The organism is Roseivivax sediminis (assembly GCF_900112685.1).
Lineage (GTDB): Bacteria > Pseudomonadota > Alphaproteobacteria > Rhodobacterales > Rhodobacteraceae > Roseivivax > Roseivivax sediminis.
Genome location: NZ_FOMS01000015.1, coordinates 76,412 through 90,461, shown reverse-complemented (window position 1 = coordinate 90,461; position 14,050 = coordinate 76,412). Strand labels below are relative to the sequence as shown.

The window sequence follows — 14,050 nt, the reverse complement described above, 5'->3', positions numbered from 1 at the left end:
GGCGGTGAAACTGCAGGCGAACGCTCAGTTATGGATTGTGGCCATAATCCCCACAAAATTCAAAATGTGCGCGCTTTGTTAATCAATGGGTAACGATAGCGGCGAAAGCTTGTCGCCGGGCTTGTGGAAAATGCTGGGGACAAGTCCGGGACAGATTGGGACACGACAATGCTGAGGATGAAGACGACAGACGGCGATTCCGCGCTTCCGGACTGGGTTCCGGACGATGCGCGGCGCTATCTCGAACACACCGAAAGCGGCCGGTCACTCAGGGCGCTGGCGAAAGCGTCGGGCTGTCATGCCTCGACCGTCATGCGCCAGGTCAGAAGAATCGAGATCCGGAGAGAGGATCCACTGGTCGACGCCGCGCTCAAGCGGCTCGGTGCGGAGGTCGCCGGCGTCGCCGGCCACAGGGGGGACACGCTTGCGGCAGCCAAGGAGGTCGATGTGTCGAGCCAGAGAACCGCCCCCGAACCGATTGACGGAGAAACCCTGAAGCGCGAAGCTGCGCGCGTCCTGCGTCTGATGGGGCGGCCAGGCACGCTGCTCGCGGTGGCGCAGGACATGGACAAGGCGGTGGTGGTCAAGGACGACGACGGCGGGGGTGGCGCCGCAGCGCGCCAGTTGGTGATCGACGCCGCAATCGCGCAAGCCATGGCCCTCAAGGGCTGGATCGCCTGCGACAATCCGGGACGGGTGTCGCGCTACCGGATCACCGCAGCGGGCCGGGGCGTCTACCAGCGCATGGTGGCCGAGGCCGACCGCGTGGCCCATGCCGGCTTCGCCGAGGCGCAGGCCGGATTCGACATGCCGCCAGATCCAAGGCGCAGACCGCCGCAGGTTCGCACGCTGCAGATCGAGTCTCCGGTGGCAGCGCTCGCCCGGCGGCGCGACAAGGCAGGTGTGCCGTTTCTCGACCGCGCAGCGCTCGATGCCGCGGAGCGCCTTCGCGAGGATTACGAGATCGCGCGGCTGGGCGAGGGCGGCGAGCCGGACATCGACGCGATGATGCGGGGGGAGGCCGCGGCAGCGTCGTCTGCGACGGATCGCCCGGCAGAAGCACGGCGAAGGCTTGCCGCCGCGCTGAGAGAACTCGGCCCCGGTCTCGGCGACATGGCGATGCGTTGCTGCTGCCGGCTGGAGGGCCTGGAGACGGCCGAGCAGAACCTTGGCTGGTCCGCGCGCTCGGGCAAGATCGTCCTGCGGATCGCCCTGCAGCGGCTGGCCCGGCACTACGAACGCCTGGGCCGGTCGGGACGCGGTCTCATCGGCTGATCCGCGCGAAGCGGCGCCCGCCAGGGTCGGGGCAGGCGCCGCCTGATGTCAGGTCGCGGTCATTCCGCCGCCTGCACCGGCGTGTTGTCGGTGACCGGTATCGCCGGCTGGCTGGGCGCAGCTTCGCGCACACCCTTGGCGTAGTCGGGGTGAACGCGTTCCAGCACCGCCAGCCAGCGTTCCTTCACGCTGTCCGAGCACGGTGCCATGGCTCCGGCCATGTTCTGGTGCAGCCGCTGACGTTCCTCATCCGACAGCACCTCGGCGTAGAGCTTGCGGGGCTGCACGAAATCGTCGTCCGTGACCTCCTGCGGATAGCGGTAGGCCTCGGGGTCGATCTTCAGCGGCGGCTCCATGGTCGACGGATCGGCCACCGGCCCGTCCCACTGGTTGGGCTCGTAATAGGCGTCCGGATTGCCGAAATCGTTGCTGAAGAAGCGCATCGAGCCGTCCTTGTGGTAGTGCCGGACGTCCGAATTCTTCGCCGCGTTCGGCGGCAGCATCTCGTAATGCGTGCCCAGCCGGTAACGGTGCGCGTCGGCATAGGACCACACACGTGCCTGCAGCATCTTGTCGGGCGAGAACCCGATCCCCGGCACCACGTTCGACGGCGCGAAGGCGACGTTTTCGACCATCTGGAAGTAGTTCTCGACGTTGCGGTCGATCTCCAGCTCGCCCACCTCGATCAGCGGAAAGTCCGCGTGTGGCCATACTTTCGTGAGATCGAACGGATTGAACGGCTGCTTGGCCGCGTCCTCCTCGTTCATCACCTGGATGAACATCGTCCACTTGGCCGAGCGACCGGCCTCGAGCTCGTTGTACAGGTACTCCTGGTATTGCTCGCGCGTGGAGCCGATGATCCTCTCGGCTTCCTCGTTCGAATAGGTCTCGTGACCCTGGTGCGTGCGGAAGTGGAACTTCACCCAGAACCGTTCGCCGGCATCATTCCAGAGCGAGAACGTGTGGCTGCCATAGCCGTTCTGGTGGAAGGGCGATTTCGGGATGCCGCGGTCGGACATCAGGATCGTCACCTGGTGCACCGATTCCGGTTGCCCGGCCCAGAAGTCGAACATCGCCTCGGGCGACCGTAGATTGGTCTTGGGGTGACGCTTCTGCGTGCGAATGAAGTCGGGGAACTTGTAGGCGTCGCGGACAAAGAAGATGGGCGTGTTGTTGCCCACCATGTCCCAGTTGCCTTCCTCGGTGTAGAACTTCAGCGAAAAGCCCCGAACGTCGCGTTCTGTGTCGGCCGCGCCCTGCTCGCCGGCCACCGTCGACCAGCGGGCGAGCACCTCGGTTTTCTTGCCGACCTCGCCGAAGAGCTTGGCGCGGGTGTATTTTGTGATGTCCTGCGTCACGGTGAAGGTGCCCTGAGCACCCCAGCCTTTGGCGTGGACAACGCGCTCGGGAATGCGTTCGCGGTTCTGGTGGGCCAGCTTCTCGATCAGCTGGTAATCCTCCAGCAGCACCGGGCCACGCGGGCCGGCGGTCTTGGAGGTCTCGTTGCTGGCGTAAGGCGCGCCTGCCGTCGTCGTGAGTGTCTTGGCCATGCCGTATCCTCTCTCGCAGATATCGAAGCAACGCGCAGCCGGGCAGGACGATCCAATTGGCATAGATTGAAATTTCTGCGCGCGCTGATAAGTCATCCTAATGAATGTCACGCTGCGCCAATTGAGCTACTTCATCGCGCTGGCGGAGGCGGGCCATTTCGGCCGGGCCGCGGCGCGGGCGCATGTCTCGCAGCCCGCTTTGTCTCTCCAGATCAAGGAGTTCGAGGCGCAGCTCGGCGTGACGCTGGTGGAGCGGCTGCCGCGCGAGATCCGGCTCACGCGGGCCGGGCACGAGGTGCTGGCGCGGGCGCGGCGGATCCTCGCCGAGGTCGACGACCTCGCCCAGGCGATCCGTTGGCGCGAGGGGCTGTCGGGGCGGCTGCATCTCGGCGTCATACCGACGGTGGCGCCCTATCTTCTGCCCGCCGCGCTGACGCGAATCCGCGCGCGCGACCTCACGCTGGAGCTGCGGGTCCGCGAGGCGCAGACCGAACCGCTGCTCGAGTCGTTGCGCGCCGGGCAGCTCGATGCGGCGCTGGTGGCGCTGCCGGTGCCGGGCGACGGTGTCGTGGTCGACGCGCTTTTCGAGGATCGCTTCGTGCTCGCCGGCTCCGCGCGGCGCCTGCAGGCCTGGGCGGCGGACGTGGAACGGCTGCGGCCGACCGCGCTGGAGGCCGACCAGCTGCTGTTGCTGGAAGAGGGGCATTGCCTTGCCGATCAGGCGCTCGAGGTTTGCGGGCTGTCGGGACGCGGGCAGGTGGATCTCGGGGCCTCGTCGCTGTCGACGCTGGCGGGCCTGGTGAGCGAGGGCTTCGGGCTGACGCTCTTGCCCGAGCTTGCGCTGCGGTTGGAGACGGCGGCGTCGGACCAGCTGTCGCTGATGCGCTTTGCCGCGCCAGAGCCGTCGCGGCGTCTTGCGCTGGTGCGGCGCGCATCGTCCACCGATGACGGCTGGATGGCCGACCTCGCCGCACTCTTTCGCGAGGCGGCGGAGCCGCTCCTGGCAGAGGCGCGGCGCATCTGCCCGTGACGGGTGCGGAAGGATCTGCCACTGGGGTACACCCCGTTTCCCGTGCATGTCTGCCATGCGCCGGATCACAGGACTGGCAGACCCTTCCGCGACGCCTTAGTATTGTCGTCAACTCTTAAGATTCAGGGGCCTATCTCATGCGCGATCTCAAGATCCCCGGCGAGCGTCATCCCGAGAAGGCGCACCGCCCCGACAATGCCCAGCCGAAGAAACCCGACTGGATCCGCGTGCGCGCGCCCGGCGGCAAGGGCTATGCCGACACCCGCAAGATCATGCGAGAGCACAACCTGACCACGGTGTGCGAAGAGGCCGGCTGCCCCAATGTCGGTGAATGCTGGAGCGCGGGCCATGCCACGATGATGATCATGGGCGAGGTCTGCACGCGCGGCTGCACCTTCTGCAACGTCGCCACCGGCCGGCCCGACACGCTCGACGTGTTCGAGCCGGGCCGCGTGGCTGACGCTGTGCAAAAGCTGGGGCTCAACCATGTCGTGATCACCTCGGTCGATCGCGACGACCTCGAGGATGGCGGGGCGGAGCATTTCGCCCAGACCATCCGCGCCGTGCGCCACCGCGCCCCCGGCACGACGATCGAGATCCTGACGCCGGATTTCCTGAAATGCGACCCTTCCGTGCTCGAGACAGTGGTCGCCGCGAAACCGGACGTGTTCAACCACAACCTCGAAACCGTGCCCGGCCTTTACACCGAGGTGCGGCCCGGCGCGCGTTACTTCCATTCCCTGCGCCTTCTGCAGCGCGTGAAGGAGATCGACCCGTCGGTCTTCACCAAGTCCGGCATCATGGTCGGCCTCGGCGAGGAGCGCCCCCAGGTGCTTCAGGTGATGGACGATCTGCGCGCCGCCGACGTGGATTTCATGACCATAGGCCAGTACCTGCAGCCGACACCCAAGCACCACGCGGTGCGCAAGTTCGTCACGCCCGAGGAGTTCGCAGGATACGAGAAATCGGCCTACGGCAAGGGCTTCCTGATGGTCTCTGCCACGCCGCTGACGCGGTCGTCCTATCATGCGGGCGACGATTTCGCGCGGCTGCGGGATGCGCGTGAGGCCCGGCTCGCCACCGCCTGACGGTCAGGGCGCCGGACCGCGCAGGTCGAAGAGCCGTGCCGCGCCGATCAGGGCGATCACCGTCATCAGGATGCGAATGACGTGCATGACGCTCACCAGCGCGGGATTGACCGAGAGGCTGAGCGCGATCAGCGACATCTCGGTAACGCCGCCCGGCGCGAAGCTGAGCAGCAGCTGCAGCACGTCAAGGCCGGTCAGGCGGTTCAGTACCAGCGCCAGAACGCCGCCGATCGCCAGCATGTAGGCCACCGACAGCAACGACAACCCGAGCGAGCGGCGGATCAGCCGGCCGGTCACGCCGCGAAAGCGCATGCCGAGTCCGACACCGACAACCGCCTGCGCCAACGCGATCAGCCAGAACGGCAGATGCAGATCGACCCCGCCCGAGAGCGTCAGCGCCGCCGACAGCAGTAGCGGCCCGACGATCTGCGCCGCGGGCAGATGGATGAAGTTGGCGAGGCCGAGCCCGACGGCTGCCGCGGCCGCGATCATGACGAGGTCGACAGGCCCCACCGGATCGGCCCCGCCACCCGGCGCGACGCCCGCCGCGCTGCCCACCGGCCCGCCCGTCCAGATCGACAGCGCCGTCGGCACCAGCGTCACCACGAGGATGATGCGCAGGAATTGCTGCATGGTCAGCACCCGGATGTCCGCGCCGGCGCCTTCGCCCATGGCGATCGATTCCATCAGCCCGCCGGGCGTGCCGGAATAGAAAGCGGTGGCCCGGTCCATCCCGCCGATGCGCCGGAAGATCAGCGTGTTGCCGCCATGCGCGAGGAGCACGAAGCAGACGAGGCCCGCCAGCAGGTATGGCAACGCCACCAGCTCGTCGAAAAGCGCGGAATCGACCTGCGTGCCGATCATCACGCCGATGAGCGCGACGAAGGCGGTGCGCAGCGACATCGGAAAGGCGTAGTCCCCGAGCAGCGGCGTCTCGAGCACCGAAACGGCCAGCGCCGTCGCCGCCAGCGACCCCAGCATCCAGGGCATCGGCGCCCCGGCGAGATGCGCCAGCGCTCCGCCGGCCCCGCCGATGGCAAGCATCAGCGCAGTCAGGTCGATCCGTCGGAAAAGTGTGGTCATGGTGGGGGTTTAGGCCGGCGGCGCCCGGGGGGCAATGGCCGGCCGTCCGGATGGTGTCCAGGACGGGAGCGAGGGGCCAGCCCCTCGCACTCCCCGGGATATTTGTGGGCAGATGAAAGCCAGGGTCACGCGCACGGGAGGGTCTCGGTCAAGACGGGGCGGGCGCGTTCGCGGCGGCTTGTTCCGCAGGCGGGAGCGCCTAGGTGGCGGCGTCATGAGCGGGCCGCTTTTCATCGGATCGACCATCTATCGCGGCTCGCGCTACGGGCGGCTGCATCCCTTGTCGATCGAGCGGGTGCCGGCGGTGATCGATCTTGCCAGGTCGCTGGGGTGGCTGCCGGGGGAGCGGTACCGGACCTCGCCGCGCGCCAAGCCGGCCGCCCTGAGGGCGTTTCACACCGCCGATTACGTCGCCGCGTTGCAGGCGGCCGAGGCCGCGCAGGTGGTGTCGCCGGAGGTGCGGGAGCGGCACGGCCTCGGCACGCTGTCGAATCCGGTCTTTCCGGAGATGTACCGCCGGCCTGCAACCGCGGCCGGCGGCGGGCTCCTGGCGGCCGAACTGGTGGCGCGAGGCGGCGCCGTCTACAATCCCGGCGGCGGTACGCATCATGGCTTTCCCGACCGCGCGGCGGGCTTTTGCTACGTCAACGAGCCGGTGCTGACGATCCGGAGGCTGCTCGACCTGGGGCTGACGCGCGTGGCCTACGTGGATATCGACGCGCATCACTGCGACGGCGTTGCGGACGCGTTCCGCGGGTCGGAGCAGGTGTGCATGATCTCCGTCCACGAGGCCGGGCGCTGGCCCTTCACCGGCGCTGCCGGGGACGACGCGGGCGGCGCGGCGCTGAATCTCCCGGTGCCGCGCGACTTCAACGACAGCGAATACGCGCTGCTGCTGGAAGACGTGATCCTGCCCGCGGTTGCGACCTTCCGGCCCGACGCGATCTTCCTGCAATGCGGTGCGGACGCCGTGGCGGAGGATCCGCTGTCGCGCCTGGCGCTGTCGAACCTTTGCCATTGGCGCACGGTGACCGCACTGCGCGCGCTGGCGCCGCGGCTGATCGTGTCGGGCGGCGGCGGCTACAATCCGTGGAGCGTGGCGCGGCTATGGACAGGGGTCTGGGCCACGTTGGCGGGAGAGGAGATACCGGACCGGTTGCCAGACGCCGGAGCCTCGGTGCTGCGCGGGTTGCGCTGGAGCCGCAACGGGCGGCCGACGGAAGCGCTGCTCTGCACGCTGGCCGATGCGCCGCGCGAGGGGCCCGTGCGCGACGAGGTGCGCGACCTTGCCCGACGGGCGCGCGTGGCGTGATGAGGTAGAGGGAAGTCTGGAGCGGGTAACGGGAATCGAACCCGTAACAAGAGCTTGGGAAGCTCGTGTGATACCTTTTCACCATACCCGCATGGTCGACGATCTAGCTAGGGGATGCGCGCTCCGCCGTCAAGAAGGTGGATCCGCGCGCCGGGATGCGGCGCGCTGTAGATTTCGTTTCACGATCTGCGTGCGGGGATCTCCCCGTATACAGAACTGGTCAAAACTCCTGAAAGTGATCGCCGATATCGCCCTCTTGAAAGATTCTTGTATACAGCTAGGCTCTCCTACAAAGAGGAGGAGGGCTGCTCGCCATGACCCGGAGGGATCGCAAGGCACAGTTCAACCGAGCCCTGATCGAGTTGCGCTCGCTCATCATTCACGGGGCGCTGCCCGCGGGCGAGCGGTTGACCGAGACCGCCATGGCGGCGCGCCTCGATCTGTCGCGCACGCCGCTGCGGCAGGCGATGGACCGGCTCGTGGACGAAGGCCTGTTGGAGCGCATCGACACCGGCGGCTGCCGGGTGGCGCGGTTCCAGATGGATGACCTGATCGACGCGATCGAGCTGCGCGGAGTGCTGGAAGGCACGGCCGCGCGCCTGGCCGCCGAACGCGGCGTGGTGCCCGAGCTGGGCGAGGCCATGAAGACGACGCTGGAGGCCCTCGACCGTGCGGTCGATCCGGACCGGTTCGATTTCCGCGCCTATGTCACCCACAACGAGGAGTTCCACGACCTCCTCGCGCGCCTGGCCGGTTCGGACCTCGTGGCGCGGGAAGTCGCGCGGTCGGCCCGGCTGCCCGCCGCCTCGCCAGTGGCCTTCATGCAGGGGCAGGAGCTGATCCCGGATTTTCGGGTCAGCCTGGGGCGGGCGCAGCACCAGCATCGTCGCATCTTCGAGGCGATCATGGCGCGGGAGGGCGCGCGTGCCGAAGCGCTGGCGCGCGAACATGCGCGGCTGGCGCGGACCAACCTCGAATACGTGATGACCGAACATCCCAACCTGGCCGAGCGCGTCCCCGGACTCGCGCTTGTCGCCGAATGAACGCTGTCAACGGAGGAGACGACAGATGGCAAGCCTCAGCGACGTAATGAAAAAACATCCCAACACGGTCGAGATGCTGCGCAATTCGCGCATGGGAATCTACGTCTACCCGGTGGTGGCACCGGAGTTCACCAACTGGCGCGACGAACAGCGCGCGTGGCGCGAAAGCGCGGTGCTCTACGACCAGTCGCACCACATGGACGAGCTGATCGTCGAGGGCCCGGATGCGGAGGCGTTCCTCGCGCATGTCGGGGTCAACGCCTTCCATAACTTCGACACCAACCGCGCCAAGCATTTCGTTCCAGTCACTCCGAACGGACATGTCGTCGGCGACATGATCATCTTCCGCGAGCGTGACGACAAGTTCATCCTGGTGGGCCGCGCGCCCACCGCCAACTGGACCAAGTTCCAGGCCGCGATCGGCAAGTGGAAGGTGCGCCTGCACCACGACCCGCGCTCGCCCTCGCGCCCGGACGGGGAGCGGGTTCTGAGGACCCATTACCGCTACCAGATCCAGGGGCCGGACGCGCCGAAGATCTTCGAGAAGATCAACGGCGGCCCGGTGCCGGAAGTGAAGTTCTTCCATGTCGGCGAGATCAATGTCGGCTCGCGCCGCGTGCCGGCGCTGCGTCACGGCATGGCCGGCGCCCCGGGGCTGGAGATCTGGGGGCCTTATGCCGACAAGCATTACATCGAGTCGACGATCCTGCAGGCGGCCCGCGACCTCGGGGTCGATCTGCACCAGGTCGGCAGCCGCGCCTATTCCACCAACACGCTGGAATCGGGCTGGATTCCATCGCCGCTGCCGGGGATCTACACAGGTGACGGAATGCTGGCGGAATACCGCGACTGGCTCGGCGCGGACAGCTACGAGGCGAACGGCACCATCGGCGGCAGCTTCGTGTCGGATGACATCGAGGATTACTACGTCAATCCGTTCGAACTGGGCTACGGCTTCTACATCGGCTGGAAGAAGGACGATTTCGTCGGCAAGGCGGCGCTGGAGAAGCTCAAGGACGCGCCTGGCAACCGCAAGAAGGTCACCTTCGAGTGGAACAAGGACGACGTGCTGAAAGTGCTGGCCTCGGGGTTCGAGGACGGCGTGCCGTACAAGTGGATCGACTTCCCGCAGCCGAACTACGCCTCGTCCTCGGCCGACACGGTGATGAACGGCGACAAGATGGTCGGCATGTCGATGTTCAACGGCTACAGCTTCAACGAACGCTGCGTGCTGTCGCTCGGCGTCGTCGACCAGAGCGTGAATGTCGGCGACTTGCTGACGCTGAAATGGGGCGAGCCAGACGACACGCAGAAGACTTCGGCCGAGAAGCACAGGCAGGCCGACATCCGCGTGCGCGTGTCGCCCACGCCCTACAGTCGCGATGCGCGCGAGAATTACGGCGGCGGGTGGCGCGCACAGGCGGCCGAGTGATCCGGCCGGGCGCCCGATCTTATGGCGCCATGGTCAGAAAGAATGCAGCCCGCGGGATCATAGGGGGTATGGTTCCGCGGGACGCCGCGCTCCGTCGCGGCTCACCACTCTGGGAGGAGAGAGACATGTTGCTGAAGCGTTTTCTGACCGGGACCGCGCTCGCCGTTACGGCGATGTCGGCGCAGGCGGCGGAGCTCAAGTTCGCCAATTTCACGCCGCCGTTCCACACGATCAATGCCAGCGTCATCGAGACGCTGAACGAGGCCGTGTCCTCTGCCACGGGCGGGGAGCTGACCGTGCGCGGCTATCACGGCGGCGAGCTCGGCGCCGGCCCGGCCGAGCAGTACGTGCGCGTCGTGCAGGGCGTCGCCGACATGGCCTGGGGTCTGCCGGGCTACACCTCCTCGCAGTTTCCCAAGACCATGATCGCGGAACTGCCGACGACCCTGACGCTGGATCAGCCCGGCTACGAGGCGCTGTGGAACGCTTACTCCGAACTGGAATCGGAGTTTCCGCGCACCAAGCCGCTGGCGCTTTGGACCTCCGAGCCGAACATCTTCATCATGAAGGACCACGAGATCCGCACGCCCGAAGACCTTTCGGGACTCAAGGTCCGCGTCGCCGGCTCGACTTCGGCCGACGTGGCCGAAGCGCTCGGCGCGACGCCGGTGCAGATGCCGATCAACCAGGTCTACAACGCCATGCAGACCGGGCTGATCGACGGCGTGATCACCGGCGCCTCGACGCTGTCGGACTTCAAGCTCGACGAGGTCGCCAACAGCTATACGCTGGGCGCCAACCTCGGGCGGCTGGTGTTCTACACGGTGATGACGCAGTCGACCTTCGACAACCTGCCCGAAGAGCATCGGGCCGCGATCGAGGAGGCCTCGGGCATGCCGTTGTCGCAATCGGCGGAGGATGCGTGGAACGCCACTGCCGACGCGGCCCTGCAGGCGGCGCGCGAGGCGGGCGACAACACCATCGTGGAGCTCTCCGAAGACGAGGCGCAGGCCTTCAACGACGCCGTGGCCGAGGTGACCGAGGCCTATGTCGAGCGGGTCGGCGGCCAGGCGGCCTACGACGCGATGCAGAACGCGGGCGGCGAGGGCAGCTGACGTGCTGCTGCACCTGCGCAGGGCGGCGGACGGGCTGATCGGTCTGTCCGCCTTTCTCGGCGCCGTGGGGGCGCTGATCGAGGTCGGGGTCATCGTCATCGACGTGATCGGCCGCGCCTTCGGCGCCCCGCTCTTCGGCAGCCAGGATCTCATCACCATGACGCTGGTGATCGTGGTCTTCGGCGGCATGGCGGCCTGCGACCGGGTGGGCGGCCACATCTCTGTCGACGTGCTGGAAAAGAGCTATCCGCCCGCGATGAACCGCTGGATCAACATCGTCTCGGCCCTGCTTGGCGCGGTGATCTTTGCCTTCATCGCCGGGGCCGTGGTCGAAAGCGCGGGCCTCAGCCGTATGCTGAACCTGTCCACGAACCTCCTCGGCCTGCCGAAAGCGTGGTTCCAGTACGCGCTGTGCGCATTGTCGGTCATCACCGCGCTGGGGATGCTCTTGCGCGCCACGGAACTGGCGCTGTCGGGGCGCGACGTGACCCGCGAGCGCCGCGCCAGCGACGTCGCGCAGGAGGCCGCATGAGTGGTGCGGCGCTCGGCACGATCGGCATCGTCGTCCTGCTGGTCCTGTTGATCCTGCGGATCCCGGTGGCCTTCGCGATGTTCCTTGTCGGCTTCATCGGAATCTGGATGCTCAACGGCTGGAGCGCGGCGACGGGGCTTCTGGCCTCCGAGACGTTCACGCTCGCCTCCAATCCCGAACTGGTGATCATCCCGCTGTTCATCCTGATGGGCAACGTGGCCACCGCGACGGGGATGAGCAGGCAACTCTACGATGCCGCCTATGCCAGCATCGGGCAGGTCCGTGGCGGGCTCGCGTCGGCCACGGTGATCGGCTGCGGCGGCTTCGCGGCGCTCTCGGGATCGTCCGTCGCCTCGGCGCTCACCATGGGCAAGGTGTCGCTCGCGCAAATGGAGCGGTTCGACTACGACCCCAGGCTGGCGACCGGCGTCGTCGCGGCGGGCGGCACGCTGGGCATCCTCATCCCTCCCTCCACCGGCTTCGTGATCTACGCGATCCTGACCGAGCAATCGATCGGGCGACTCTTCCTGGCGGGTGTGCTGCCGGGGATCCTGCTGTTGACCGCGTTCCTGACGACCATCGCCCTGATGTGCTGGTGGCGGGCGGACATGGGGCCCGCCGGCCCGTCGACCACCGCATCGGAAAAGGCGCGGGCAATGCGCGGGGCGCTGCCGATCCTCGGGGTGATCCTGATGACCATCGGCGGCATCTATACCGGCATGTTCTCCCCGGTGGAGGCGGCGGGTGTGGGGGCCGCGCTGGTGATCCTCTACGGTGTCGTCACCCGCGCGCTCGGCCCCGCGACGCTCTGGCAGGCGGCGCGCGAAAGCATCGTGACCACGGCCACGGTCATGCTGATCCTGATCGCAGCGCACCTGATCAACCCGTTCCTGGCGCTCAGCCACATTCCGTCTGCGGTCGGCGCGGGCCTCAGCGCGCTGGAGCTCGGCACCCTCGGCACCCTTGCGGCGATCCTGCTGGTCTATCTCGTCCTCGGCTGCTTTCTCGAAGGTTTCGCGATGCTGGTGCTGACATTGCCGATCTTCTTTCCGGTGGTGACGGAGCTTGGCATAGACCCGATCTGGTTCGGCGTTCTGGTGGTGCTGACTTTGGAGATGGGGCTTATCTCGCCGCCGGTCGGAATCAACGTGTTCATCGTCAAGTCGGTTGCACCCGACGTGCCGCTGGGCCAGATCTTCCGCGGCGTGCTGCCGTTCTGGTTGGCGATGCTTGTCACGCTGGCCATATTGATCGCGGTGCCGCAGATTTCGCTGATCCTGCCCGACACCATGTTCGGATGAGCGCAAGGCCCCGTGCCGCAGCGGTGCGGTGGTGAGGAGGAGACACCATGACGATCCTGAATTTCTTCAAGTCGGCCGCGGCCCGCCGCAGCGCCGCGGTCCCGGCGTTCCTGTCCGGCTACTCGATCGAGGTGATGCCGAAGACGGCCGCCGAGATCGACGATCTGCGCACGATCCTGCCCGCCGGCACCCGGGTCTACATCACCCACATCAAGGGCACGCCCGAGGACGACATGGTGGCCTGCGCGCGGCGCCTGACCGACGAGGGTTTCACCCCGATGCCGCACGTGCCCGCCGCCACGCTGGACAGCCGCGAGGCGCTCGAGACCCGGCTGCGGCGCTACGCCGAAGAGGCGGGCGCGCGCCAGGCGCTGGTCCTGTCGGGCGACCGGCTGCACGAGGGCGGCGCCTTCGAGAGTTCCATGGCGATGCTCGAGACCGGGCTGTTCGACAAGCACGGCTTCAACCGGCTGCACGTCGCAGGCCATCCCGAGGGCAACCGCGACATCGACCCGGACGGCGGCACAAGCGGTATCGACGCGGCGGCGCGCTGGAAGCAGGACTTCTCGGAGCGCACGGAGGCCGAGATGGGGCTGGTCACGCAGTTCGTCTTTGCCGCCGAGCCGGTGATAGACTGGGCCGAACGGATGCGGCAGAGCGGCGTGACGTTGCCGATCCATGTCGGCGTCGCCGGCCCGGCGAAGCTGCAGACGCTGCTGAAATACGCCATCGCCTGCGGTGTCGGCCCGTCGCTGTCGGTGCTGCAGAAACGCGCGAAGGACGTCACCCGGCTGGTCAAACCGTTCGAGCCGACCGAGGTGCTGTCGGACCTCGCAGATTACTGCGCCGACAACCCCGAGACGCAGATCGCGGGCGCGCATATCTTTCCGCTCGGCGGGCTACATGCGGCGACGGACTACGCCAACAGGATGTCGCGCTCGCGTCCGGCCGCCGAAAGCGACTGATCGGCCGTGGCGCACCGATGGGTGCGCGCCAGCGCACCGAACGTGACCTGCTTGTGAGTGGACTGAAACACGCGTCTCGGGCATGATTGAACCGTTCGGTTCAGATATGCCGGAGGACACATTATGCGCTCTCATACCGTTCGCGATTTCACGCTCTGCAAGGCGGTGCTGCTGGCCGCGCTCATCGGGATCGGGCACCTGTCGCTCGCCCTCGAGGCGCGCGGCGAGATGTCCGAGACCGCTTTTTCGCTCAAGACCATGTTCGATTGCGGGTCATCGCGCAGCGTCTGAGCCACGGCAGCGCGTCCGTTGCCCAATTGGCGG

13 protein-coding genes and 1 tRNA gene are annotated in these 14,050 nt (G+C 67.2%); 11 read left to right on the top strand and 3 right to left on the bottom strand.

Annotated features, from left to right (window positions below; genetic code table 11):
* The first annotated feature begins 177 nt into the window (after positions 1-177).
* Positions 178-1,275 carry a DUF6456 domain-containing protein gene (locus F3H57_RS19280; RefSeq protein ID WP_149758094.1) on the top strand — a complete coding sequence of 366 codons (1,098 nt, stop codon included), beginning with the start codon at positions 178-180 and terminating at the stop codon, positions 1,273-1,275.
* Positions 1,276-1,334: 59 nt separating this feature from the next.
* Here the strand turns inward: F3H57_RS19280 and F3H57_RS19275 are convergent, their stop codons facing one another.
* Positions 1,335-2,825 carry a catalase gene (locus F3H57_RS19275; RefSeq protein WP_149758092.1) on the bottom strand — a complete coding sequence of 497 codons (1,491 nt, stop codon included), beginning with the start codon at positions 2,823-2,825 and terminating at the stop codon, positions 1,335-1,337.
* Positions 2,826-2,925: 100 nt separating this feature from the next.
* On the opposite strand from F3H57_RS19275, the gene F3H57_RS19270 reads away from it, so the two are divergent.
* Both F3H57_RS19270 and lipA read left to right on the top strand, forming a co-directional pair.
* Positions 2,926-3,855: a hydrogen peroxide-inducible genes activator gene (locus tag F3H57_RS19270; protein ID WP_149758091.1), complete on the top strand. Its 930-nt coding sequence runs from the start codon at positions 2,926-2,928 to the stop codon at positions 3,853-3,855.
* 137 nt (positions 3,856-3,992) lie between these two features.
* The gene (gene lipA, locus F3H57_RS19265) at positions 3,993-4,943 is read left to right on the top strand and encodes a lipoyl synthase (protein ID WP_149758089.1); all 951 of its coding nucleotides are present in this window, start codon (positions 3,993-3,995) and stop codon (positions 4,941-4,943) included.
* A gap of 3 nt (positions 4,944-4,946) precedes the next feature.
* Here lipA and F3H57_RS19260 read toward each other — a convergent pair whose 3' ends face one another.
* On the bottom strand, positions 4,947-6,026 hold the full coding sequence (locus F3H57_RS19260) for an AbrB family transcriptional regulator (RefSeq protein ID WP_149758087.1): 1,080 nt from the start codon (positions 6,024-6,026) through the stop codon (positions 4,947-4,949).
* Positions 6,027-6,240: 214 nt separating this feature from the next.
* Between F3H57_RS19260 and F3H57_RS19255 the strand changes: the two genes are divergently transcribed.
* Complete coding sequence (locus F3H57_RS19255) at positions 6,241-7,338, top strand: acetoin utilization protein AcuC (protein ID WP_149758085.1); 1,098 nt, start codon at positions 6,241-6,243, stop codon at positions 7,336-7,338.
* A 17-nt stretch (positions 7,339-7,355) separates the two neighbouring features.
* Here the strand turns inward: F3H57_RS19255 and F3H57_RS19250 are convergent.
* A tRNA-Gly gene (locus F3H57_RS19250) sits at positions 7,356-7,429 on the bottom strand.
* Positions 7,430-7,652: 223 nt separating this feature from the next.
* Between F3H57_RS19250 and F3H57_RS19245 the strand changes: the two genes are divergently transcribed.
* The 7 genes from F3H57_RS19245 (at position 7,653) to F3H57_RS22350 (ending at position 14,017) form a co-directional block, all read left to right on the top strand.
* On the top strand, positions 7,653-8,381 hold the full coding sequence (locus tag F3H57_RS19245) for a GntR family transcriptional regulator (protein ID WP_149758083.1): 729 nt from the start codon (positions 7,653-7,655) through the stop codon (positions 8,379-8,381).
* Positions 8,382-8,406: 25 nt separating this feature from the next.
* Complete coding sequence (gene ligM, locus F3H57_RS19240) at positions 8,407-9,813, top strand: vanillate/3-O-methylgallate O-demethylase (protein ID WP_149758081.1); 1,407 nt, start codon at positions 8,407-8,409, stop codon at positions 9,811-9,813.
* Between the two features lie 125 nt (positions 9,814-9,938).
* Entirely contained in the window at positions 9,939-10,928 is a 990-nt protein-coding gene (locus F3H57_RS19235) for a TRAP transporter substrate-binding protein (RefSeq protein WP_149758079.1), read from the top strand.
* A gap of 1 nt (position 10,929) precedes the next feature.
* Positions 10,930-11,460 (top strand): TRAP transporter small permease, encoded by a 531-nt coding sequence (locus F3H57_RS19230; RefSeq protein ID WP_149758077.1) that lies wholly within the window; start codon positions 10,930-10,932, stop codon positions 11,458-11,460.
* Complete coding sequence (locus tag F3H57_RS19225) at positions 11,457-12,761, top strand: TRAP transporter large permease (RefSeq protein ID WP_149758075.1); 1,305 nt, start codon at positions 11,457-11,459, stop codon at positions 12,759-12,761. Before F3H57_RS19230 ends, F3H57_RS19225 begins: the two co-directional genes overlap by 4 nt.
* Positions 12,762-12,808: 47 nt before the next feature.
* A complete protein-coding gene (locus F3H57_RS19220) occupies positions 12,809-13,726 on the top strand; it encodes a methylenetetrahydrofolate reductase (protein WP_149758073.1) in 918 nt (305 codons plus the stop codon).
* 123 nt (positions 13,727-13,849) lie between these two features.
* Entirely contained in the window at positions 13,850-14,017 is a 168-nt protein-coding gene (locus F3H57_RS22350) for a hypothetical protein (RefSeq protein WP_188129752.1), read from the top strand.
* Positions 14,018-14,050 lie beyond the last annotated feature (33 nt).